Annotated in this window: 25 protein-coding genes and 1 tRNA gene; 9 read left to right on the plus strand and 17 right to left on the minus strand. The window is 57.3% G+C overall.

Annotation, left to right across the window (positions count from 1 at the left end; translation table 11 throughout):
- Window positions 1-103 precede the first annotated feature (103 nt).
- A complete protein-coding gene (locus HMPREF1292_RS00755; protein WP_023018317.1) occupies window positions 104-688 on the plus strand; it encodes a nicotinamidase in 585 nt (194 codons plus the stop codon).
- A 39-nt stretch (window positions 689-727) separates the two neighbouring features.
- On the opposite strand, the gene HMPREF1292_RS00760 is transcribed toward HMPREF1292_RS00755, so the two are convergent.
- On the minus strand, window positions 728-1,009 hold the full coding sequence (locus tag HMPREF1292_RS00760; protein WP_021354079.1) for a DUF3618 domain-containing protein: 282 nt from the start codon (window positions 1,007-1,009) through the stop codon (window positions 728-730).
- Between the two features lie 223 nt (window positions 1,010-1,232).
- Between HMPREF1292_RS00760 and bcp the strand changes: the two genes are divergently transcribed.
- The gene (gene bcp / locus HMPREF1292_RS00765) at window positions 1,233-1,703 is read left to right on the plus strand and encodes a thioredoxin-dependent thiol peroxidase (RefSeq protein WP_027018040.1); all 471 of its coding nucleotides are present in this window, start codon (window positions 1,233-1,235) and stop codon (window positions 1,701-1,703) included.
- Between the two features lie 75 nt (window positions 1,704-1,778).
- Window positions 1,779-2,399 carry a TetR/AcrR family transcriptional regulator gene (locus HMPREF1292_RS00770; protein WP_023018319.1) on the plus strand — a complete coding sequence of 207 codons (621 nt, stop codon included), beginning with the start codon at window positions 1,779-1,781 and terminating at the stop codon, window positions 2,397-2,399.
- Between the two features lie 37 nt (window positions 2,400-2,436).
- On the opposite strand, the gene HMPREF1292_RS00775 is transcribed toward HMPREF1292_RS00770, so the two are convergent.
- The 4 genes from HMPREF1292_RS00775 to HMPREF1292_RS00790 are packed head-to-tail and all read right to left on the minus strand — an operon-like array spanning window position 2,437 to window position 5,967.
- On the minus strand, window positions 2,437-2,841 hold the full coding sequence (locus HMPREF1292_RS00775; RefSeq protein WP_023018320.1) for a holo-ACP synthase: 405 nt from the start codon (window positions 2,839-2,841) through the stop codon (window positions 2,437-2,439).
- 4 nt (window positions 2,842-2,845) lie between these two features.
- Window positions 2,846-3,523 (minus strand): ATP-dependent dethiobiotin synthetase BioD, encoded by a 678-nt coding sequence (gene bioD, locus HMPREF1292_RS00780; protein WP_023018321.1) that lies wholly within the window; start codon window positions 3,521-3,523, stop codon window positions 2,846-2,848.
- A complete protein-coding gene (locus tag HMPREF1292_RS00785; protein WP_023018322.1) occupies window positions 3,520-5,043 on the minus strand; it encodes an adenosylmethionine--8-amino-7-oxononanoate transaminase in 1,524 nt (507 codons plus the stop codon). The genes bioD and HMPREF1292_RS00785 overlap by 4 nt, the downstream gene beginning before the upstream one ends.
- 3 nt (window positions 5,044-5,046) lie before the next feature.
- Window positions 5,047-5,967 carry an SPFH domain-containing protein gene (locus HMPREF1292_RS00790; protein ID WP_023018323.1) on the minus strand — a complete coding sequence of 307 codons (921 nt, stop codon included), beginning with the start codon at window positions 5,965-5,967 and terminating at the stop codon, window positions 5,047-5,049.
- A 248-nt stretch (window positions 5,968-6,215) separates the two neighbouring features.
- Between HMPREF1292_RS00790 and HMPREF1292_RS00795 the strand changes: the two genes are divergently transcribed.
- Window positions 6,216-7,037 (plus strand): SDR family oxidoreductase, encoded by an 822-nt coding sequence (locus HMPREF1292_RS00795; protein ID WP_051137410.1) that lies wholly within the window; start codon window positions 6,216-6,218, stop codon window positions 7,035-7,037.
- 106 nt (window positions 7,038-7,143) lie between these two features.
- The gene (locus tag HMPREF1292_RS00800) at window positions 7,144-7,755 is read left to right on the plus strand and encodes a class I SAM-dependent methyltransferase (RefSeq protein ID WP_021354069.1); all 612 of its coding nucleotides are present in this window, start codon (window positions 7,144-7,146) and stop codon (window positions 7,753-7,755) included.
- A 119-nt stretch (window positions 7,756-7,874) separates the two neighbouring features.
- On the opposite strand, the gene HMPREF1292_RS00805 is transcribed toward HMPREF1292_RS00800, so the two are convergent.
- Window positions 7,875-7,956: transfer RNA gene (locus HMPREF1292_RS00805), tRNA-Leu, on the minus strand.
- 72 nt (window positions 7,957-8,028) lie between these two features.
- Here HMPREF1292_RS00805 and HMPREF1292_RS00810 point away from each other — a divergent pair.
- Window positions 8,029-8,466 (plus strand): hypothetical protein, encoded by a 438-nt coding sequence (locus tag HMPREF1292_RS00810; protein WP_023018325.1) that lies wholly within the window; start codon window positions 8,029-8,031, stop codon window positions 8,464-8,466.
- Window positions 8,466-8,828 carry a DUF3817 domain-containing protein gene (locus HMPREF1292_RS00815; protein WP_021354068.1) on the plus strand — a complete coding sequence of 121 codons (363 nt, stop codon included), beginning with the start codon at window positions 8,466-8,468 and terminating at the stop codon, window positions 8,826-8,828. Before HMPREF1292_RS00810 ends, HMPREF1292_RS00815 begins: the two co-directional genes overlap by 1 nt.
- A gap of 74 nt (window positions 8,829-8,902) precedes the next feature.
- Here the strand turns inward: HMPREF1292_RS00815 and HMPREF1292_RS00820 are convergent, their stop codons facing one another.
- The 8 genes from HMPREF1292_RS00820 to clpS form a co-directional block, all read right to left on the minus strand.
- Window positions 8,903-9,544: a non-canonical purine NTP pyrophosphatase gene (locus HMPREF1292_RS00820; RefSeq protein ID WP_023018326.1), complete on the minus strand. Its 642-nt coding sequence runs from the start codon at window positions 9,542-9,544 to the stop codon at window positions 8,903-8,905.
- Window positions 9,544-10,335: a ribonuclease PH gene (gene rph, locus HMPREF1292_RS00825; RefSeq protein WP_023018327.1), complete on the minus strand. Its 792-nt coding sequence runs from the start codon at window positions 10,333-10,335 to the stop codon at window positions 9,544-9,546. The genes HMPREF1292_RS00820 and rph overlap by 1 nt, the downstream gene beginning before the upstream one ends.
- 29 nt (window positions 10,336-10,364) lie before the next feature.
- Window positions 10,365-11,138, minus strand: a complete 774-nt coding sequence (locus HMPREF1292_RS00830) for an MBL fold metallo-hydrolase (RefSeq protein WP_021354065.1) — start codon at window positions 11,136-11,138, stop codon at window positions 10,365-10,367.
- 68 nt (window positions 11,139-11,206) lie between these two features.
- On the minus strand, window positions 11,207-12,040 hold the full coding sequence (gene murI / locus HMPREF1292_RS00835) for a glutamate racemase (RefSeq protein WP_021354064.1): 834 nt from the start codon (window positions 12,038-12,040) through the stop codon (window positions 11,207-11,209).
- A gap of 164 nt (window positions 12,041-12,204) precedes the next feature.
- Window positions 12,205-12,918: a rhomboid family intramembrane serine protease gene (locus HMPREF1292_RS00840; protein ID WP_023018328.1), complete on the minus strand. Its 714-nt coding sequence runs from the start codon at window positions 12,916-12,918 to the stop codon at window positions 12,205-12,207.
- A gap of 15 nt (window positions 12,919-12,933) precedes the next feature.
- A complete protein-coding gene (locus tag HMPREF1292_RS00845; RefSeq protein WP_034645398.1) occupies window positions 12,934-14,019 on the minus strand; it encodes a P1 family peptidase in 1,086 nt (361 codons plus the stop codon).
- A 14-nt stretch (window positions 14,020-14,033) separates the two neighbouring features.
- Entirely contained in the window at window positions 14,034-14,567 is a 534-nt protein-coding gene (locus HMPREF1292_RS00850) for a DUF2017 domain-containing protein (RefSeq protein WP_021354061.1), read from the minus strand.
- 51 nt (window positions 14,568-14,618) lie between these two features.
- Entirely contained in the window at window positions 14,619-14,930 is a 312-nt protein-coding gene (clpS, locus tag HMPREF1292_RS00855) for an ATP-dependent Clp protease adapter ClpS (protein WP_031268667.1), read from the minus strand.
- A 224-nt stretch (window positions 14,931-15,154) separates the two neighbouring features.
- On the opposite strand from clpS, the gene HMPREF1292_RS00860 reads away from it, so the two are divergent.
- A complete protein-coding gene (locus tag HMPREF1292_RS00860) occupies window positions 15,155-16,498 on the plus strand; it encodes a nicotinate phosphoribosyltransferase (protein ID WP_023018331.1) in 1,344 nt (447 codons plus the stop codon).
- The gene (locus HMPREF1292_RS00865) at window positions 16,499-18,637 is read left to right on the plus strand and encodes an ATP-dependent DNA helicase (protein WP_023018332.1); all 2,139 of its coding nucleotides are present in this window, start codon (window positions 16,499-16,501) and stop codon (window positions 18,635-18,637) included.
- Between the two features lie 40 nt (window positions 18,638-18,677).
- Here HMPREF1292_RS00865 and serB read toward each other — a convergent pair whose 3' ends face one another.
- From serB to nrdF, 3 genes are all read right to left on the minus strand, one after another.
- Entirely contained in the window at window positions 18,678-19,979 is a 1,302-nt protein-coding gene (gene serB, locus HMPREF1292_RS00870) for a phosphoserine phosphatase SerB (protein WP_023018333.1), read from the minus strand.
- Window positions 19,980-20,219: 240 nt separating this feature from the next.
- Window positions 20,220-21,962, minus strand: coding sequence for a cytochrome c oxidase subunit I (gene ctaD, locus HMPREF1292_RS00875; protein ID WP_021354055.1), 1,743 nt, complete (start codon window positions 21,960-21,962; stop codon window positions 20,220-20,222).
- Between the two features lie 414 nt (window positions 21,963-22,376).
- Complete coding sequence (nrdF, locus tag HMPREF1292_RS00880) at window positions 22,377-23,360, minus strand: class 1b ribonucleoside-diphosphate reductase subunit beta (protein ID WP_021354054.1); 984 nt, start codon at window positions 23,358-23,360, stop codon at window positions 22,377-22,379.
- Window positions 23,361-23,436 lie beyond the last annotated feature (76 nt).

Below are 23,436 nucleotides of genomic sequence, written 5' to 3' on the forward strand. Positions count from 1 at the left end.
CTCTCCTGGATAAATTAAATCTACTGAATCAGCAAAAATCTCGTGCCAGAATACGCCCCACTACAGGCGGGCAAACACCCGGGGAATACTAGACTGAGAAACTATGAGCAACAACACTAAGCAAAACCGCACTGCCCTGATAGTGGTGGACGTGCAAAATGACTTCTGTCCAGGCGGTTCTTTGGGTACTGCGCGGGGCAATGAAGTCGCCGAGCACATTGGCACACTGGCCACCGACGATTATGACTATGTCGTAGCGACCATGGACTGGCACATTGCTCCAGGCTCGCATTTTGCCCCAGAAGGCGAAGAACCGAATTTCACTACTACCTGGCCGGTGCACTGCGTGGCGGATTCCCATGGCGCACAGTTGCACCCGGCAGTAGCGGAGATGAAATTCGACGAGACCTTCCGCAAAGGCGAATACACCGCGGCGTATTCCGGTTTTGCGGCTACGAGCGCTAGTGGCACCGGGTTGGCCGATTGGCTGAACGAACGTGACATCGCGCAGGTCGACGTCGTCGGTATTGCCACGGATTATTGCGTACGCGCAACGGTACTGGATGCCTGCACACAGACAAAAGCCCGCGTGCGCGTGCTACGTGAGCTGTGTTCACCGGTAGCGGAAGACACAGAACGCAGCGCTATCGAAGAGATGCGCAACGCGGGTGCAGAAATCATCGACTAACGCCGATTTTCACCAACGCGACGGATAAAACCTAAGGTTTTATACGTCGTGTTCCACAATCATGCGCTTGAGCTCTTGAATGTCATTCTTGCGCTGACGCCCCTTGAACACGTTGAATGCGATGCCAGCAGCCACAACGGCGCCCACACCAGCCAAGATCTTCTGCACCTGCGGGTCTTGCAGCTTTTCCAGGAGGTTGGACTTGGCATCGTTGACTAAGTTGCCAGGTTTGGTGCGCTGCGCAAGCTCGTCAAGCGTTCCCGCCAGCTGCTTACGGGTGCGTTCAATGTCACGCTGAATATCGTCAATTTTCCGTGCCACGTGGACTCTCCTAATTATTCACTGCGTTTTATTCACAACGTTTTATTCACTGCGCTGGTTCACTGCCCCAGTTCGCCGCACCGGTTCACTGAGCCGGTGCGATACGCCGGTTCACAACACCGGTGCGACGCTCACAGTTTCCTGGCAATTGTGTTAGCTAGTCTACGTCAGACTACCCTTGCACGCCTACCCGGCGGCCTGCCAAGCCGGTATGGTGTTAGGTATGAGCAATATTCAACTTGGCGTAGGAGATGCTGCACCCGATTTCGAGCTGCCTAACGACGAGGGCGGCACCACGAAACTATCGGATTACTCGCGCGTACTGGTCTATTTCTACCCCAAGGCCAATACCCCAGGTTGTACAAAACAAGCCTGCGATTTCCGCGACTCCTTGAGCCAGCTCAATGATCTGGGCATCGACGTCGTTGGTATTTCACCGGACAAGCCAGAAAAACTCGCGCAGTTTAAAAAAGACCACGACCTGAATTTTCCGTTGCTTTCCGACGTCGACAAGAAAGTCATGGAAGCCTACGGCGCTTTCGGCGAGAAAAACAACTACGGCAAGAAGGTGCAGGGCGTTATCCGTTCCACCTTCCTCATCAACAACGGTGCTGTGGCACTCGCTCAGTACAACGTCAAGGCCACGGGCCACGTTGCGCGCGTAGTGCGTGATTTGCCAGAGCTAGAAAGCTGAACGGCGCCACATCGCTGGTTCTGTTAAGCAAACACTAAAAACTCACGTAGTAGACAAGTCAGGGCGTAGAAGCCGATGTCAGAGATTCTGGTGCCACGGCGTCGGCCGTCGCAAGCACGCAGCCGGGAGCGTTTCCATCGCATTTTGCAGGCCGCACGGGCTGTGCTTGTCGACGTCGGTTTCGAGTCCTTCACTTTCGATGAAGTCGCCCGCCGTGCCGAGGTACCCATCGGCACGATCTACCAATTCTTTGCCAATAAATACGCAATGATCTGCGAACTTGATCGCGTCGACACCGCAGAAACCGTTGGTGCTCTGCAATCATTTTCTGCACAAATCCCCGCTCCACAATGGCCCGAGGTGTTGGAAGGTTTCATTGACCACCTCGCACATATGTGGAGTGAAGATCCCTCCCGCCGTGCTGTCTGGCACGCCATCCAGTCCACGCCGGCTACGCGTGCCACAGCCGCGGATACCCAGCAAGAAATGCTGACGATTATCGCACAAGCCCTGCGCCCGCTGGCACCAGAAATGGGGGAAACGGCCCGCCATGAGATGGCCGGGCTGCTCGTGCACACCGTGGTCTCCCTGATGAATTTTGGTGTACAAAGCGACGATGCCAAAGCTTTTTCCCGCACCGTCGACGAAACCAAACGGATGCTGGTCGCCTACCTATTCAGCGTGGCCACTCTATAGCGCTGCTAATAATCGCTGGGCAAACACGAGTTTTACGCTAGTAATAGAGCACGCAGCTCGCGGTGGCGTAATCACCATCGTGGCTGATACTGATGCTGTGCTGAAATTGCCCGATCGCTGCCGTGATCTCATGCGCCAAATCCGGGGCGAAATCCAGTGCTAACCTGCCCCAGCGGTCCGGGCGCACCGTGATTGCCGACCAATCGATGTCTTCTTCCCGCAACCACGGCGCGCTGCCATAACGAGCCTGCGCCCAGGCCTTCAAAAAAGCCTCTTTCGCGGCCCACCGCCCCGCCAAGTGCACATACTGCCCGTGAGCGCTGGCCTGGGCGCTACGCCACTCAAAATCACTGAATACACGACGGAAACGTGAACCAGGGATCTCTAATTGCTCACGCAATCCGGGCACATGAACCAGGTCCGTCCCAATGGAAATCTGCACTGTTTTACATCCCCAACATTGGTAGCCCGGCTACCGTATGAAACGCCGGAACCCCCAGCTTGTCGACGCGCTCGCGAAACTCTTCTGGGGAGCACTCCCCCATTGCTTCCGGCAGGCTAAACCACAATTGCTTGCCCGTTACCCGCGGCAATTCTTGCACGTTCAATTCCGTTGCCAAATCTGGCTGCTCCGGCATGCTCCCACCAATCAACCCGGCGACTTCCACCCCGGCGGCTTCTGCGGTGCGCACCGTCAACTCAGCCATGTTCAAGCTGCCCAAGCCGGTGCTCGTCACCACCACCAACTTTTCCCCAAGATCTTTGGCCAGATCCAGCACACTAAACTCCCGCCCATTGCGGTCAGTGCCTAAGCGCACTAACAAACCTCCAGCGCCTTCCACTAAACAAATTCCGTGTTCCGCGCGGAAATCAGAGATCCACTGGCCCACTGCGTCGCGGTCTGCCTGCGTGAGCCCGGCGCGCTTGGCTGCCAGGTTTGGTGCCAGTGGGTCTGGGTAACGCCGGTACACGTCACCGGCAATGCCCGTGAGTTTGGTGACCACGGCGGCGTCATCGTCGTCACCAGTTTGTAGTGGCTTCAGCACCGGTTGCTGCCAAGCCCATCCGAGCGTGGCGGCTGCGATGGTTTTGCCCACTCCGGTTCCAGTACCGGTAATGATCATGCGGTTTCCTCCGGCGTGGTTGGTGCGGTTGCTGTGGTCCGTGTACTTGATGTGGTTGCTGTCGTTGTTTCCGTCAGCTGAGTTGTTCGCGCCTCGGTGTCGCGGATGCCGCGGGTGCCATGGGTACCGCAGACTTCAACAATGCGTGCGATGGCTTGGCAAATGGCAATCAGCTCATCATCGTTGCAGATATACGGTGGCATGGTATAAACCAGGCGTCCGAAGGGGCGAAGCCACACCCCAGCAGACAGTGCAGCGGCAGTTGCTTGCGCCATGTCGACGTCCGCATCCATTTCCACTACACCGATCGCACCGAGCACCCGGACATCAGCCACGCCAGGCTTGTCGCGTAATGGGTGCAGCCCCGCGACGAGTGCTGATTCAATCCGTGCTACGTCGCTGCGCCACGCGCCTTCCCGAATCATTGCTGTCGCCTCGGCGGCAACTGCACAAGCCAGCGGGTTAGCCATGAACGTCGGGCCATGCATCAGCGCGGCAGGCTGCATAGTCTCCGCGACTTCTTTCGTGGCCAAGGTGGCTGCCAAGGACATAAATCCACCGGTGAGAGCCTTGCCGACGCACAAAATATCCGGGGTGATGCCCGCTGCATGGGTGGTAAACACCTCGCCAGTACGACCAAAACCGGTGGCGATCTCATCGGCGATTAACACGATGCCGTGTTTGCTGCACAATTCGCGAATGCCCACGAGTAGTTCGTGATCGTGAAAACGCATGCCCCCGGCTCCTTGCACCACCGGCTCGATGATCATCGCGGCAACCTCGCCATTCATGGCGTCTTCTACCAGCTGCAGGTATTCTTCTCGCTCTTGCGCGCTCGCACCCCGCGTGGGGGGCGCGGGCACAAAAATTTGTTCTTTTACTGTTCCGTTCCACAGGGAATGCATGCCGCCGTCGGGATCGCACACGCTCATCGCTTGGAAAGTGTCGCCGTGGTAACCAGAGCGCCAGGTTAACAGCTTGTTGCGGCTGGTTTCCCCATCTGCGGCTGGGCTCGCTCCACGGGCGTATTGCAGCGCCATTTTGATGGCAACTTCCACGGCAACTGACCCAGAATCCGAATAAAACACCTGCTGGTAACGGTTTTCGGTGAGCGCAAGCAAATTTTCTGTTAGCTGCGCAGCTGGTTGGTGCGTCAGGCCGCCGAACATAACGTGACTCATCGCATCAATCTGATTTTTCGCTGCCGCCACCAAACGCGGGTGAGAATGACCAAAGCAGGCAGCCCACCACGAACTCATGCCGTCGATCACCCACTGCGAATCTGGTTGTGCTGTGCTTTCCGAATCGGCTGAAGCTTCCACCGCTGGGCCGGGTGCTGCGGTGGTGACGGCGTCGGCAAGCTCCAAATAGCAACCGTCGGTCGAGCGAACCACCCTCGTTGGCTCGCCAGGTGCAGCATATGGGTGCCAAATATGCTGGGCGTCGATCCGAGAGATCTCCCGGCTAGACCTGAATTTCGGGGAAAATTCAGGGGAAAAATGTGCTGGCGTGTCAGGCACGGGTTAGTCCTTTTTCTTGTTCGCAGGCTTGTTATTAGAGCTGAGCTGAGTTGAGTACAACACATTGCGCATGCCGTCGAAAAGCTCGCCCATGCCGCCTGGGTTATTAGGCATAAACATCACATTCGAACCCCCATTGCCAGCAACATCGACCATTGCGTCCAAATACTGCGAAACCAACATGAGCACTTCCGGGGATTCCTCAATGCCAGCTTCACGCAGCAGCTCATACTGCGCAGCGATGCCTTCCACAATTTCTTTACGCTGGTCCGCCACACCCCGCCCCTGCAAACGACGGGCCTCCGCAGCTCCTTCTGCTTCCTTGACCACACGGATCTTTTCGGCCTCTGCCTGGGAGACCGCAGCATCACGCTCGCGCTGAGCGGCGTTGATGGCGTTCATGGAATCACGCACCTTGGAATCTGGGCGGATATCCGTGACCAGAGTATTGACAAAGTGCCAACCATATTCCGCCATGTTGTCGCGCAAGGATTCCGCCACATTGCGGGCAATATCGTCTTTGGAAGAAAACGACTCATCCAGCTTCATCCCAGCCACCGAAGAACGCACATTATCTTGCACATACGCGATGATTTGCTGCTCGTGGTTAGACAGCAGGTAGTAGGCCTCGCGCTCGCGACCTTCCACGACTTGGTACTGCACCGCGACGGGGATTTGCACAAAGACGTTGTCCTGGGTTTTCGTCTCCACCATCACATCAAGTTGCTGCACCTGCAACGAGATCCGATCCCGCACCCGGTCGACAAAAGGGATTTTGATATTCAGCCCGGCGTGCGCGACATGGTGGAATTTGCCCATGCGCTCGATGACAGCCGCCTGCCGGGTTTGCACCGTAAATATGGAGGACGTAGCTACCAAAATCAGCAGTACGAGGAGAATCCCCACCATAGAGAGCAAAATCATGTGCGCGTCCTTTCAGTTGCTGTGTTTGCTGTGTTCGGAAGTCTGCTGTGTTCGGAGGTCGCCATCCCAGATTGAGATCAGCAGAAGCACCGCGAGCGCTTCTTTCCCATTTAAACGCATTTTCTTCGCGCACGTAACCCCAAGCACTCCTGAGGACGACAACCACGATAAGGTCGCTCTCCTCCCAAGGACCACCAACAAGTGTTAAATGCAACACATACCCGGAAATTGTGGCGTAGCCTATGAGCATGAACTCCACGCAACCACACCTAGCAACCGGCCAGCACCCTATTCGCGTGACCCCACGCAGCATTTTTGTCTCCGGCGGCGCAACTGGAATTGGCAAAGCTGTCGCCACGAAATTCCTCGACGCAGGATGGGTCGTCGGCGCCTACGACATTGACGACGAGCGCCTGGCGGAATTCCAATCCGAATATCCACAACTCATCACCGGCCACCTGGATGTCACCGACGCCGAACAATGGGACGAGGCATTGGCGCATTTCACCGCTCATACCGACGGAACACTAACCGTCCTGGACAACAACGCCGGCGTGATCGGCTTCGGCGATATCACTGAGCAAGACCCTGACCTGATCGCAGCCCAAGTAAGCATCAACTGCACCGGTGTCACCCTGGGAGCGCGCGCAGCACACCAATACCTAAAGAAGACCCCGGGAGCTCATCTCATAAACATGGGCTCAGCATCCTCGATCTACGGACAACCGCACATCGCCCCGTATTCGGCATCTAAATTTTATGTCCAAGGCTTCAGCCAAGCGCTGGAGCTGGAATGGGAAAAAGACGAGATACGTGTACTCAACATCATGCCGCTCTGGGCAAAAACAAAGCTGGCCAGCGGTAACGCGGAATCCATTAAACGCTTAGGCGTGCATCTAACACCAGAACAGGTAGCGGACAAAATTTGGCAAGCCGTGCACCCCGCCAACAGGTTAACCCGGCATCGCATCATGTACTCAGTCGGGCTACCGTCGTTAGTCATGCGCTACGCCGCCAGGTTTGCCCCTTCCATTGTCGTGCGATGGATAAACAAGTTGATCGCACAGTAACCATCCCCGCCGCGCAGAGCTCTTGAACCAGCCGCGTTGGCGCCGGGCGCTTGGAATCCCCGCCGCGCCAGGCCACTTGGTCGCGCAGACGAACTAGAATGGAACCATGCCTACCTGGAATGACCTCACCCGCAACAATCCGTCACACTCTGAGAATTACGCTGCCCGGTGGAAACGCTTCGTCGCCGAAGGCAAAGACATTGATGGCGAAGCCCGCTTCGTCGACGCATTGAGCCCACGCAGTGCCAAAATCCTCGACGCAGGCTGCGGTACTGGCCGGGCCGGCGGGCCACTGATCGCACGCGGCCACACCGTTGCCGGAATCGACCTAGACCCGGTGCTGATTGAGCATGCCAAACACGACTTCCCCGACGCCGAATGGCACGTTGGTGATCTAGGCTCTGCCACGTTGTACGAACAGCCAGAGCTGGGGCACATGCGCGGCAGCTTCGACGTCGTCTTTAGCGTCGGTAACGTACTCGGCTTCATTGACCCAGCGGATCGGGAAACCGCCATTGCGAATCTCTATGAGCCATTGCGGCCAGGTGGTCGCGCAGTACTAGCATTTGGTGCTGGCCGTGGTTGGGGCTTCAGCGAATTCCTCGAATCGTGTACTGCGGCTGGTTTCGCCCAAGACCTCCTGCTATCTAGCTTCAACATCGAACCATTCGATACTGACTCTGATTTCCTCATCGCTGTGCTACGTCGACCACGGTAGGCTTCAACCCGGGCATTTTTGACCCATTTTTGACCGAGAACGAGCCCTCACGAACCCAAACCAGAAATCAAAAAACCCTCGCTTACCTGGAAAAAACCTGGTGGCGAGGGTATAAAATGTGCGCCCGGTGAGACTTGAACTCACACGTCCGAAGACACTGGAACCTAAATCCAGCGCGTCTGCCAATTCCGCCACGGGCGCTTGCGAAAATATAGTTTAGCGCACACCGTCGCCAGTGCCAACTTTCGCCCCCAGTTAGGTAATCTTGAGGCCGTGAAGGACTCGCAGAATGACAAACGCGCCACGATCCGCGTGCGGTGGTGGCACCTCGTCCTGCTCGCTATCGTCGTCATCTGCTTCTTCGGGCTGGCCTGGTGGCAATGGACGCGATTCCAATCCGGTTCCGGCACCTTCCAAAACCTCGGTTACGCACTCCAATGGCCCTTGTTCGCAGGTTTCGCGGTATTCGCCTACCGCATGATTTTGCGCTACGAAAACGAGAAACTGGCCGAAGAAAACAACCCCGAAACAAGCAACCAGCCTTATGTCGCAGACAGGCACAAGCTAGAGCAAACCGTTACTGCCATCGACGACGATTTCCTGCCCACCCGACGCAATGACAACGTCGAGGCGTTCAACGAACTGGCAGACCCGGCAGCGCGTCGTCGGCAAGCACGTAAGCAGCACCCAACCCAGAAAAAGGACAGCTAGTGAGTACTCAGAAATCCATCCACCCCGAGCGGCAAAAACGCGTGCGCAGCGCACTAACCATTTTCTCGGCGCTGGCCTTTATCACCGGCTTCTTTTTGCTGTTTTTGGTCGGCCGCATGATCAGCGAATACATCCTGGGCCTCGAGATCCCCGTGTGGGCCCGCTATATCGGCGTCGCCCACGGTTGGGTTTATGCCGGGTTCGTGCTCAGCGTGATCAACCTGGGGCTGAAGGCACGCTGGGAGCCCCTGAAATGGCTCAGCACTGCCTTATCCGGAGTGGTGCCGTTTTTCTCCTTCTGGATGGAGGCCAAACGTCGCAAGGAAATTACCACCGAATTTCAGCTTGCCGACGTCCGGTAACTGTCCGGTAACAGTCAGGAAACTGTGAGTCACCGGCTAGCGCCAGTGCCACTGTTTTTCGCAGCTGTCACTGTTTAACGCAGCAATTCGGCCAATGTCGGCACCAGCTGCGCCAACGCCTTGCCCCGGTGCGAGGCGGCATTTTTCTCTTCCGGGCTTAGCTGCGCGGAACTGCGCGCCTGCTCGATGCCCCCAGCCTGGGCAATTTCTGCCTCCGGGACGAAGAGCGGATCATAGCCGAAACCATTTTCACCACGCGGGCTGCGCAACAACTGGCCTTCCCAGCGGCCTTCTACCACGTGTTCGGCTCCGTCCGGAGTAACTAGCGCGCACACCGACACGAATGCACAGCTGCGGCGCTCATCCGGGACGTCGGCAAGCTGCGCTAAGAGCAGTGCATTATTCGCAGCATCATTGCCATGCTCACCGCACCAACGCGCAGACAACACGCCCGGCATCCCAGCAAGCTCGTCAACCGCCAAACCGGAATCATCCGCGATGGTGACCAAGCCGGTGTTTTTCGCCCCGGCGCGGGCTTTGATCAGGGCGTTATCTGCAAAAGTGCGGCCGTCTTCCACCGGTTCCTCGTAAGCCGGGGCATCTGCGGTGCCGATGACCTCGACGTCGGCCAGATCAGCCAACTCCGGAGCCTCGGCAACAATCTTGCGCAACTCAGCGAGTTTCTTGGGATTATTCGATGCAACCAGGATCTGCACTAAGCATCGCCTCCCCGGTCGCCATCATGAGCACCTGCCTGCGCAGCAGCGCCGCCAGACAGCGGCTTCGCCAAAGCGGCACGCTGCGCCTCAATCAACTCGTAGCAACCTTTTTGCGCCACATCCAGCATCTCGTCCAGCTCATCGCGGCCAAAGACGCCATTTTCGCCAGTGCCCTGGATTTCCACGAAATCACCGTGCGCATCCATCACCACGTTCAGGTCAACTTCCGCGCGAGAATCTTCCTCGTACGGCAGATCCAAGCACACGTGTCCGTCGATGATGCCCACGGAGATCGCAGCGATCGGATCCAGCAACGGCTCGCCCGGCACCACTCCCTGTTCTTGCAGCACAGCGATGGCGTCGGCAAGCGCCACGTAGGCGCCGGTGATCGCGGCAGTACGGGTACCACCATCAGCCTGCAGCACATCGCAGTCCAAGTTGATGGTGTTTTCGCCCAACTCGCCCAGATCCACCGCGGCACGCAGCGCACGGCCCACCAAGCGAGAAATCTCGTGGGTACGGCCTTTAACTTTGCCGCGCATGGACTCGCGCGGCATGCGCTCGTGGGTAGCGGAAGGCAACATGGCGTATTCGGCAGTCAGCCAACCTTCGCCAGAGAATTTTTTGAAACGCGGCACACCCTCTGAAACTGAGGCTGTACACATCACGCGGGTATTACCGAATTCCACCAACACGGAACCAGCCGGGTTGGAGGTAAAACCACGGGTGATGCGCACCGGGCGGAGTTCATCGAGGGCACGTTGATCAGCTCGCTGAAAATCAGACATGCTTGCCAGCATACCTGCGTGCAGCTGGCTTAGACTGTGTATTCATTACCGGGCAGTGCAACTTGCACCCGACCGGAAAAATGATTCTCGGCTGCCCGCACTGTGGCAGCGCTATCGCCCCAGGGCTGTAAATGCGTCAGCACCAAATTGCGCACCCCGGCCTTCGAAGCCAGCACCCCGGCATCAGCGCCAGACATATGCATGCCAGAAATCTTATCGGCTGCGGTCACCCCCCAAGCAGCCTCGCAGAGGAAATACTCTGCGCCACGTGCACATTCCACCAGGTCCTCGGTGTAGGCAGTATCAGCCGAATAGGCAATCACCTTGCCACTGACGTGATCTTCAATCCGCAATGCGAACGTCTCTGTCGGGTGCACAGTACGAAACGGGGTGATCGTAGCTTGCTCAAAAACCTGCGGCACACCATGTTGCAAAGCGGTGAACTCGAAAGTATCTGAGAGATCATCTACCTCGTCCAGAAAATTCCCACTCATCCGGCCCAGGTGCGTGACCGTATGGCTCGGACCCAATAGGCGATGACGTCGGTGCGCATTGCGAGTGGGATGAAAACGTCGCCAAACCATCAACCCTGGAAAATCACTGCAGTGATCCGCATGCATATGGCTGATCACTAAATGGCACGCCGAGGGTTCCGCAATCTCCTGCAGGGCAGCGAACACGCCAGAACCGAAATCTACTACTACCGAGGGCGCAGATGAATCACTAAACGTCAGCAAATAGCCACTAGCCGGGTTGCCCGGCGAGGGTACCGATCCAGAGGAACCAAGAACTGTGAGTTTCATGATGTCTATCCCAGTTGCATCACAGCTGTCAGTTAATCACCAACAACTTATTTTCTAATCCCCATAGTTTAAGCCTTGCCGACGCCAGTTGCAGATCGAGTGACTTCACCCACACCCAAACCTAAAAAGCGCTGGGAAAGCTCCGCGAATTTTTCTGGATCCCCCGTAGATTCAAAAATACGTTGTTGTTTTTTCCCAGTCGCCAACAGATCCAATTCCGTCAAATGCCGCAGAACATCCTTCGCGGTCTCTTCTGCCGAGGAAACCAAGGTGACGTTTTCGCCAATCGCCAACTGCAAAACTCCGGACAACAACGGGTAGTGCGTGCAGCCCAACACGAGCGTGTCGACGCCCGCCGACTGCAGCGGTTCAACATAGCCTTGCGCCACCCCCAAAATCTGCCGCCCGGAGGTAATGCCGCGTTCCACAAAATCCACGAATGCCGGACACGCCACCGCTTGCGCGGTCACCGCCGGATTAAGCCGAAACATGTCTTGGTAGGCACCAGACTTCACGGTTCCTTCGGTACCAATGACGCCGATCTTGCCGTTTCGGGTAGTTGCCATCGCACGCCGCACAGCCGGCTGGATCACCTCCACCACAGGCACGTCGTAGCGTTCACGCGCATCGTGCAGGAAAGCTGCGGTGGCGGTGTTACATGCAATAACCAGCATTTTGCAACCACGTTCCACCAATTCATCAGCCACCCGCTGGGCATGGCTGCGCACCTGAGCAATAGGCAAAGGCCCGTAAGGCCCATGCGCAGTATCGCCTATATATAGCACCGATTCATTCGGCAGCTGATCCATAATGGTGCGCGCAACCGTCAAGCCGCCGACGCCAGAGTCGAAAATCCCGATCGGTGCTTCCCGGTCCAGCTGGCGCGGGGTGCGGTTGCTCATGGGCGTAGACAACGTGTTCTGTACGGGGCTCTTGCCTGTGGTCTCGGTTGTGCTCACGGGTTGTAGTTTAGCGGCTGCACAAAAATCAGGTTGCTCATTCTTGTCGATGCCTGCGCTTTACGACAGCCTGAGCGCGCTCGAGCCCACACGTGCACTGCCGCTGGCTATTTCGTGTTGCGCACCACGAATCCGGCAATGATGCCACCGATGAATCCACACAGGTGCGCCTGCCAGGACACGCCCGGCATCGTCGGGAAGATTCCCCAGATTAATCCCGAGTACACGCTGGCAATGACTAGGCCGATAACCAGCTGGGTGAAACTACGATTGAAAATTCCGCGTACCAACAAATAAGCAAACCAGCCATAGAGCACACCGGAAGCACCGATATGCACCGTACCCACGCCGCCAATCAGCCACGTGCCCATGCCTGCAACCAGGGTGATGATCAACGTCGATTTCAGCCATACATGCTTGCCCGAGGCCGCAATCACAAAAGTGAATAATGCCCCTGGGATGGTATTCGAAATCAAGTGCGCGAAATTGCCGTGAATCAGCGGCGCCGTAAACACCGTCCACCAGGCTGTGGTATCCAGCGGGTGTACACCGTAGGCCAGCAGCGATCCGCCGAGCACATACTGGTTGACGATGTGCACCGCCCAAATCACGACGACATAGGTCACGGCATAGGATGTGCCCGCTTGTAAACGCCGACCGACGCCTAGCCGCGCAGGTCCACCACCACCACCGCGGCGGGCCGGTTGGTTCGACAGGTACGGCATCATCCCGCCAGTGTGGCCAGTATTTCCCGGCCCGGAGTAATTCGGGTTGTACTGCCGGAAGTTATCACGGGGTGGTCGGCGAAAACTTGGTTCCATCGGCTGGTCATTCTCCTAGTTCGCGAAATTCGCTGCCTTAGCCAGTTGCGAGTACGTCGGCAAGCCGTAACCGGGTTCCGCATGGACCACGGCATGCACGATGGCATCGCAGACCACCTGGGAACTTGCCGCACACAGGGCAGTCATCATTTCTGTGGTGATCGTTTCTGTAGTCATCGTTTCTGTGGTGGTCGCTGGATCGTCCACCATGCTAGACGAATTGTGGGGTGAATCAGCCGATTCTTTCGCAACTGTTTCTTTCGCAGCTGTCGAAACCGCAAACAGCGTGTCCCCGTCCAACGGGCTGTGGGCAGGCCGTACAGCCCAGGAAATCCCATCGTGGCCACACATCGCCAACCGGCGTAACTGCGCTTTGCTGAGCGGCGCGTTGGTGGCGATCACCCCGATGGTGGTATTCAGTGACGCGGCTGGGCTGGGCAGATCCGCGAATCTTTCCGGGTCCACGGGTGCGCGCTCCGGGGCACCGAACAATCTACCCGTAGCTGCATCGACGACCTCACCGACGGGGTTGGCTACCACGGCGGCAGAGACTTGGTAGCCTGCAACTTCCCGGCTGGCTTGGCCGAACCCGCCACGTAGCTTTCCGGCGGTAGCTCCACAGCCAGCGCCGATGTTGCTTGTCGACGTCGTATTGGCAACGCCGTCGAAGTTTTCCAGCGCACGAGCCGTGGCACGCTGCCCGTCTGCCGCAGTCGGCCGGTGTTGCGGATCGCCTACGGCAAGATCAAAAATCACCGCCGCGGGCACGATCGGCACCACTGGCCCATCGCTATCCGGGCCGAAAACACGAAAACCAGCCCCGCGTGATTCCAACTCCGCCATCGCACCATCGGCAGCTGCCAGCCCATACGCAGAACCGCCGGCCAGCACAATCGCTTGTACTGCACCGACGGTATTTTCTGGCGCTAACAAGTCTGTTTCTCGGGTTCCGGGGCCGCCGCCGCGCACATCAACGCTGGCGACCGCGCCTGCGCCAGAACCAGCTGCAGCGAAGCTCAGCACACTCACCCCGGTAGCACCGAGGCTGACATGTCCGATGCCCACACCGGGGCAAAAGTCCATTTCGGACCGATTAGACATACGCATCTAATCTTTTAGTCTTCCATCATGGCGCTAAGCAGCGAATCTTGGTTATAAGCCAACCATTCCACCAACGCGTCGCGGTCTGAGATCAGCTCTGAGACTTTCTTATCCGTATTCGCCAGATACAACCGGGCGTCATTCAGGCCCGCAACAAAGGCCTGCACCTCGGATTCATCCAAGTTAATTTCTACGCCCTCGTTGACCTTTTCGGAGACCAACTGCAGGTTCTGCAGCTTGGCACGCGCAATGTCATTTTCGTGCAGCGAGCGCAACAGGGAGCGATCGCCGTCGTATTCCTCGTCGCCTTCGCGCTGAAAATCCGGGAACAACCGCGCCAGTGCGGGATCGTCCGGCGCTTCTTTGTGGCCAGAAGGCATATCCATCATCTCAGCCAACTCGTCTTTCGGCGCAGACTGCGCTCGGGCGATAATCGCTTCCACGACAGCGGCGATAATATCGCCCATGGCTTCACGCTCAATGGGGTCGAGAACGGTCTGGAATTTCGGGCTGCGTCGCAGGCCCTTCTTCTTGCGCCACGGTTGCATGGTCTCGAAAGCTCCTCTAGTCCTTAATTACTCGGAATATCGCGCCGGGGATTAGCCCGCTTGCTGCATCGTCGCCCACAGCCCAGCGGTGTGCAGCTTTTTCACGTCAGCTTCCACCTTATCGCGCTCACCGGAGGTCACCACGGCTTTACCTTCCGAATGCACCTGCATCATCAGCTCCTGCGCGCGGGATTTCGAAAAGCCCAGCACGGTTTGGAACACGTAAGTTACATAACTCATGAGATTGACGGGGTCATCCCACACGATGCACATCCACGGCAGATTCGCACTCGTAGCAACCTCAACGTCAATTTCTTCATCCAGCTCGGGGCTGGCCATTGGGCTAGATGCGTGCACTTCCATGGCGGAGGTTTCTAGTGGTACAGAAACTTCCGACTCGTGAGCCAACTCGTGAGCCTCAGACTTGCGCGTATTCATGACTGCTAGTTTACTGACTCGTTCCCGTGATTTCTGCATATTAGACACCCACGAAGTTCAAGCTAGACACTCACGAAGTTCAAAAGCCTACAATTTCTAGGGCCGTTGAACCTGCTCAGCCCTCCTGCGGCCACCAGCCGTCGGCAAGAATGCTGGGTGTATCCTTAGCGAGTGTGAATTCTTTGCAGCATCCTGCCGCTTCCACCGCGCTATTAACAGATAAATACGAGCTCACGATGCTCGAAGCCGCGCTTGCCGACGGCACCGCCCACCGCAACGTCACCTTCGAGGTTTTCACCCGGCGCTTGCCCACTGAGCGCCGCTACGGCATCGTCGCTGGCACGGCGCGAGTGCTGGAAGCAATCCGCGATTTCCGCTTCACTGAAAAACAACTGGAACAGCTCGATTTCCTGCAACCGGAAACCATCGAGTACCTGCGTAATTATCATTTTCGCGGCCAGGTAGATGGCTACCGCGAGGGCGAGCTCTACTTCCCGTCTTCACCCATTTTGACGGTCCGCGGGACTTTCGCCGAATGCGTCATCTTGGAAACCGTCGTGCTGTCCATTTTGAACGCGGATTCTGCTGTGGCCTCTGCCGCTGCCCGCATGGTCTGCGCTGCGGATGGGCGCTTCATGCTCGAAATGGGCTCGCGCCGCACACACGAATACGCTGCGGTAACTGCCGCCCGTGCGGCTTATCTCGCTGGGTTCGACGCCACCTCTAACTTGGAAGCCGCCAGCCGCTACGGCATTCCGGCGCAGGGGACAGCTGCGCACGCGTGGACACTGTTGCACGTCGACGAGAACGGCCAGCCGGATGAGAAATCAGCTTTTGCTGCGCAGGTGAAACGCCACGGTGCATCGACGACGCTGCTGGTTGATACTTTCGATATCACCCGGGGCGTAGAAAACGCGGTCGCTGTTGCAGGCACAGAGCTGGGGGGCGTGCGCATCGACTCCGGTGACCTCGGCGCACTCACCCGCCGGGTGCGCAAACAGCTTGATGGGCTCGGCGCGACCAACACCAAAATCGTAGTCTCTTCTGACCTCGACGAATTCGCCATCGCTGGTTTGCGCGGTGACCCCGTCGATGTCTTTGGCGTCGGCACTTCCGTGGTCACTGGCTCTGGCTCGCCGACGGCATCGCTGGTGTACAAGCTGGTGGAAGTCGAGGGCAAGCCTGTCTCGAAGCGTTCGTCCGGAAAGGTCTCCGACGGCGGCACCAAAGCCGGCGTGCGCACGTACCGTGAAACCGGAGTGGCTGTGGAAGAAATCATCTACCCGCTTGGCGGCGAGATACCTGCGCATTCCGGTGCAGAAATCCGCGAATTGACGGTTCCGTTGATCCGCGACGGCGAGATCGTCGATGGCTTGGATGACCTGCATGCCTCCCGCGAACTAGTCTCAGCAGGCATTGCCAGCCTGCCGTGGGAAGGTTTGGCTTTGGGCCGCGGTGAACCTGCGGTACCGACGCGTCTGGCTGGGTTCTAAATGGAGTCTGCCAGCACCAATACCAGCGCCAGCACCGGGACCGGCAGCACTAGTACCGGTACCAATACCGGCAGCACCGAAGAACTTCTCGCCACTGCCGTGAGCGGTTTCGGCGGTGCAGATCGCCCAGGCCAGCGTCGGATGGCCAACGCCGTCGAATCCGCCCTCGGTTCCGGGCGTCACTTGGCAGTCCAAGCCGGCACCGGCACCGGGAAATCCCTGGCCTACCTGGTCCCGGCGTTTCGCCACGCGCAAGAAACCGATACGTGCGTCATCGTCTCCACTGCGACTCTGGCTTTGCAGCGCCAGCTCATAGAACGCGATCTGCCTCGGCTTGCCGACGCCCTGGAGCCGGTGATGGAACGGCGGCCAACTTTCGCAATCATGAAGGGCCGGTCCAATTACCTGTGCATGAACAAAATCGCGCAAGCACAACTGGAGCCGGAATTAGAGGCAGCAGCCGAAGACGCAGCTGCCACAGAGGCCGCCAGAGAAGCGGCTGCAGATGCCGCTGGAAAGGTCGCCACAGCTTCCGGGCACACAGTCGAACAAGCTGCTAGCGAAACGCCCGCACGCCCTGGCAACCCGCAACCAATCACCTGGCTAGGAAAACAAATCGCCAGCCTGCACAACTGGGCCCAAGAAACCGACACCGGCGACCGCGATGACCTCGACACCAGTGTCAGTGATGCCGCTTGGCGCCACGTTTCGGTCAGCTCCCAAGAATGCCTCGGTGCCTCGCGCTGCCCACACGGCGTCGAGTGTTTCGCCGAACTCGCCCGCCAAGAAGCCCGCGAGGTCGACGTCGTCGTCACGAATCACGCCATGCTCGCCATCGACGCAATCTCCGAAATCGATACCCTCCCCGAACACGATTGCGTCATCATCGACGAAGCGCACGAACTCGATGCCCGCATAACCTCTGCAACCACCGCAGAACTTTCCCCGCGCTCACTGACCTTGGCAGCCAATCGCGCCGGTCCGCTTGGCGCGGAGGGCAAGGATTCCCGTTTGAAGGATCTCGCCGAGCAATGGCGGATTACCACAGAAGATCTTCCCGACGGGCGCTGGACGGAATTGGATCAGGCCGCCGATTCTGAACTCACCGCCATCGCAGATGCGCTGGCGTCGCTACGCGCCACACTGAAAGACGCCCCGGAGGGCGAAGCGACTAATGAGCCAGAAACCGCAGCCGAGCGTAATAACCTGCGCAATCACTTGGCCACACTCGAAGAAACCGTGCATCGCATCCAGGAAGTCTTCGATACTGAGGACCCGGCCGCGCAAGACGATGTGGTTTGGTTGGATCGCAATGAACGCTACGGGGACACATTGCAGGTAGCACCCTTGTCGGTGGCAGATTTACTGCGCGAACGCTTATTTGGGGAAAACACCGTGGTGCTGACCTCGGCGACACTGACTTTGGGCGGGCGTTTCGACGCCATGGGCGCGCAATGGGGTTTGCCAAAGGGTAAGTGGGACAGTTTGGATGCAGGCACCCCATTTGATCCGGCGAAATCCGGGATTCTCTATGCGCCGAAGCACCTGCCGCAGCCGGGCAGAGATGGTCTGGCACCAGAAACCTTGGAAGAGATGCGTGAGCTGATTATGGCAGCCGGCGGGCGCACCCTCGGGTTGTTTTCCTCGAAGCGGGCGGCCGTGCAAGCGGCCGACGAGCTGCGCCCGAAGTTGCCTTTCCCCGTCTATGTGCAGGGTGAGGATTCGATTGGTGCGCTCGTCGAAAAGTTTGCCACGAAAGAACACTCTGTCCTGTTTGGCACTTTGACGCTGTGGCAAGGTGTCGACGTACCCGGCAAGGCTTGTTCACTCGTGCTGATGGACCGCATTCCGTTTCCGCGGCCCGATAACCCACTGCTGCAAGCACGCTCGGAGGCAGCGCAGGCGGCTGGGCGTAACGGCTTCATGGAAGTCTCTGCCACCCACGCCGCGCTACTGATGGCGCAGGGTGCAGGGCGTCTGTTGCGTTCAGCTACCGACCGTGGCGTGGTCGCGGTATTGGATAACCGGGTGGTCACTAAGCGCTACGGCCAGTTCTTGTTGTCATCTTTACCGCCATTTTGGCGCACCCAAAATAAAAAGACCGTGCTGGGCGCACTGAAGAGATTGGTGCAGAGCTAGTCCAAAACCGGTCCAGTGCCGGTCCAGTGCTAGCCCAGAGCTAGTCCAATGCGACGCGGTGGTAGCTGCCATCCTCCCGGTCGGAAGTATCGATCTCTGTGCGGGGAATACCCATGATGTAGAGCACTTCATCCAAAAATGGGTGGCTCACCGAGGTATCAGCAATTTCCCGCAATGCTGGCTTCGCGTTAAAAGCCACACCCAAGCCGGCGGCGGAGATCATATCGATGTCATTGGCACCGTCGCCGACGGCCACTGTTTGCGCCATCGTCAGGCCCGAATCCGCGGCGAATTCCGCGAGGAAATTCGCCTTCGCGGCACGGTCTACCACCTGTCCAATCACCCGGCCGGTGAGCTTACCGTCTTCGATTTCCAGGGTATTGGCCCGAACGTAATCGAGCTCGAGTTCTTCGGCGAGATCTTCTAGCACCTGAATAAAACCACCAGAGACCACCGCGGTGCGATAACCCATACGGTTCAGCGTACGCAGCGTAGTGCGCGCGCCTGGGGTTAGTTCGATGGCATCGGCGACTTCTTGCACCACGGACGCATCCAGCCCAGCCAAAGCCTTTACGCGCTCACGCAACGATTCTTCAAAATCTAATTCCCCGCGCATCGCCCGTTCAGTCACTTCGGCGACTTCCGCTTCCCTGCCTGCGTGGGCAGCGAGCATTTCAATAACCTCGCCGGTGATTAGCGTGGAATCGCAGTCAAAGCACACCAGTCGTTTACCCCGACGGGCCAGACCTGCGCGTTCGATCGCAATATCCACCCCGAGGTTGCTGGTCAGCTGCGCTAGCGCCGCACGAAGGTCTTCACTGGCACCAGGTGCTGGATTTGCTACCGACACAAAGATTTCTAGGCCAGTAACTGGGTAATCCGCTATGCCACGCATGCGGTCGATATTCGCACCGTGCTGGGCCAGGGTGGCGCCGACCGCTGAAATCGCCTGTGCCGTAACTGGGTTTCCCAGCACCACCACGACGTGAGTAGACCGTGGATCTGGTGCCGGAGTCTCGTTATCTTCTGTTCGGTACTCGATGGTGACCTGCTGGCCTAACGGGGTTAATGCAGCGGTCAAAGCTTCAGATAGCTCAGCGAAATGCTCGTCTTTGATGCCAGTAAACGCAGCCAATTGCAGGTGGCCCAAAAACTCAGACTGCTGCACGTCTAACAGCTGCACGCCATAATTAGCGAGCACGCGGAAAAATTCCGCGGAAACGCCTTTTTGGTCTTTCCCGCTGACGATAACGACGGCAGAGCGCAATCCTTTCTGCAAGCGGACGGTTGGTTCAGCTCGCCGGGATGCAGCGGGGGTCTGGTTGGGGTCTGATTGGTTCACAGGTTCCTCAATTCGGTTGCTACGTCGGTGAAACTAGCGGCGGCGTATACGCAGGGTGCCGTTTCTAGGATAAGCCAAACCCCCGCTACCCACTAGGAGTGGATGGGCGCGGGGGTTTGGATGGTTAGCAGGTAGGGGCTAGTTCTGGCGCAACCGCTGTGGCTGATTTCTCCAGAACTATGCTGTTAGAACTTTCGACCTGCTAAGAGCGTTCTTCAGCGTCAGGAGCACAGGCACGGACTAGTGCTTGGCGTGCGAAACCTGGCGTGGGTCTTCGTGTGCTCCGGAGTCGTGAGCGCCAGAGTGCGCTTCGGCACGCATGCGCTCGACCATGTGCGGGTAGTGCAGCTCAAATGCTGGACGCTCCGAACGAATGCGAGGCATCGAGACGAAGTTGTGGCGTGGTGGTGGGCACGAGGTTGCCCATTCCAGAGAGTTGCCGTAACCCCATGGGTCATCGACAGTGACGATCTCGCCGTAGCGCCAAGACTTGAAGACATTCCATACCAGTGGGATAACCGAAGCACCCAGAACGAAGGCGAAGACGGTGGAGATCTGGTTGTAGATGGTGAATCCGTCGGAGTCCAGGTAGTCAGCGTAACGACGTGGCATACCCATGTTGCCGACCCAATGCTGCACCAAGAATGTGCCGTGGAAGCCGATGAAGGTCAACCAGAAGTGGATCTTGCCCAGACGCTCGTCCAGCATACGACCAGTCATCTTCGGGAACCAGAAGTACAAACCGGCGAATGCGGAGAACACAACGGTACCGAACAAGGTGTAGTGGAAGTGAGCGATCAAGAAGTAAGACTCAGCCAGTTGGAAGTCCAGTGGCGGCGAAGCCAACATGACACCGGTCATACCACCGAACAGGAAGGTGGTCAGGAAGCCCATGGCCCAAATCATTGGGGTCTCCCAAGTGATGTGGCCCTTCCACATGGTGCCTACCCAGTTGAAGAACTTCATACCGGTTGGGATGGCGATCAGGAAGGTCATGAACGAGAAGAACGGCAACAGGATAGCGCCGGTCACGAACATGTGGTGCGCCCACACAGCCATCGACATGCCACCGATGGACAGCGTCGCGAAAACCAGGCCGATGTAACCGAAGACTGGCTTGCGGGAGAAGACCGGAACAATCTCGGAGATAACACCAAAGAAAGGCAGAGCCAGAACGTAAACCTCTGGGTGGCCGAAGAACCAGAACAGGTGCTGCCACAGGATGGCACCACCGTTGGCTGGCTCGTAGATGTGGCCGCCAAGCTGACGGTCATACAGAACACCCAATGCAGCAGCGGTCAGAACTGGGAAGATCATCAGGGCCAGGATGGCGGCAACCATGATGGTCCAGCAGAAGACTGGCATACGGAACATGGTCATACCTGGTGCACGCAAAGTCAACAGGGTGGTCAGCATGTTAATAGCTGAGGCGATGGTACCGACGCCAGTAGCGCCGACACCGACGATCCAGAAATCAGCACCCAAGCCTGGGGTGTGGATCGAGTCAGCCAACGGCATGTACATGGTCCAACCGAAGTCCGCGGCACCACCTGGGGTCAGGAACCCAGCCAACATGACGAAGCCACCGATGGTGGTAATCCAGAAACCAAAAGCGTTCAGACGCGGGAAAGCCACATCCGGTGCGCCGATCTGTAGCGGCAGGATGTAGTTAGCGAAACCCCACACAACCGGGGTAGCGAACAACAGCAACATCACGGTGCCGTGCATAGTGAACAGCTGGTTGAACTGCTCGTTGGACAGCATCTGCAGGCCAGGGGTGAACAATTCGGCACGAATCAACAGTGCCATCAAGCCACCGAGGAAGAAGAAGCTGAAGGACATGATCAAGTACATGATGCCCAGCTGCTTGTGGTCGGTGGTTGAAAGAATTGTCAACGCCTTAGACCCGGTGCGTTCATGCCCCGTTGGTTGGGGACGAGTTGGCTCGACATAATCATCAAGCCGTGGCGCCACAGCGGTCATAATTCCTCCTAATTACGAAAGCACTCGCCGACCACCAGCACAGCTAATCGGCGCGCACTGGAGGTACAGAAAATGCCAATTAATTACGAGTATTTATATTAGGTCACTGCGAGGTTTTTAGGTAACCACTGAACGTTTTTGTTTTCTCATTTCCCACCTGCGCCCAGCCCAGCATTAGTTAGGCTTAGCCAGGCCCTTTTCGACGGCCACTACCCCACTGGCATAGTGGCACGAGCCTTAGACGGCTTAAGTGCAGGAACACGAAAAACCCCACCAGTAACACGGCGGGGCACACATAATCTGGAGCACATACTCCGTGAGCCACCCCACTGTAACTGTTGAGGTTTCTGTGAAAAGTTCAACGCCGGAAGGGGGCTGCTATTCCCCCGGTTGGTGTCATACTTTCGGCGGGGTTTAGAAATCCCAGTCGTCGTCAGTCGTCAACTCTGCTTTCCCCATGACATAAGAGGAACCGGAACCAGAGAAGAAGTCATGGTTTTCATCAGCATTCGGCGCCAACGCAGACAGAATTTCTGGGGACACTCGTGTTTCGTCAGCCGGGAACATGCCTTCGTAGCCGAGGTTGTTTAGTGCCTTGTTTGCGTTATAACGCAGGAATCGCTTGACGTCTTCAGTCCACCCGAGCTCGTCGTAAAGATCCTCGGTGTACTGCATCTCGTTTTCATACAATTCGTACAATAACTCGAAGGCGTAATTCTTCAGCTCTTCCTGGCGCTCTGGCGACTGCTTTTTCACCGACTGCTGGTATTTATAGCCAATGTAATAGCCATGCACGGCCTCATCACGAATGATCAGACGGATGATGTCTGCGGTGTTGGTCAACTTCGCACGCGAGGACCAATACATTGGCAAGTAGAAGCCGGAGTAGAATAGGAAAGATTCCAGGAGCGTGGAGGCAACCTTGCGCTTGTCTGGGTCTTCACCGTGGTAATAATCCAGCACGATGCGTGCCTTACGCTGCAAACGCTCGTTTTCTTCCGACCAACGGAATGCATCGTTAATCATCGGCGTCGAGGCCAGAGTCATGAAGATATTCGAATAAGACTTGGCATGCACGGACTCCATGAACGCAATATTTGTCATGACTGCTTCTTCATGTTGCGTCTGGCAATCCGGCAACATAGCCACAGCCCCGACAGTGCCCTGAATGGTATCCAGCAGAGTAAGACCCGTAAAGACCCGCATGGTGGTCTCTTTTTCTTTCTCAGTCAGGGTTTTCCAGGTGGGAATGTCATTGGAAACGGGAACCTTTTCTGGCAGCCAAAAGTTACCAGTCAACCGATCCCAGACCTCTTGATCTTTATCATCGGGAATGGTGTTCCAGTTGATGGCTTTGACCGGTTTGTTCGGATCGTCGGGAGCAGTACCAGATGCCATGGGAGTACCTCGTTCTGTCAGGGATTTTCACTTAAAATTAGGCGTGTATCCCGCCTTTTAACTATCCAATCTAGCC

The sequence above is a fragment of the Corynebacterium sp. KPL1995 genome (assembly GCF_000477935.1).
Lineage (GTDB): Bacteria > Actinomycetota > Actinomycetes > Mycobacteriales > Mycobacteriaceae > Corynebacterium > Corynebacterium pseudodiphtheriticum.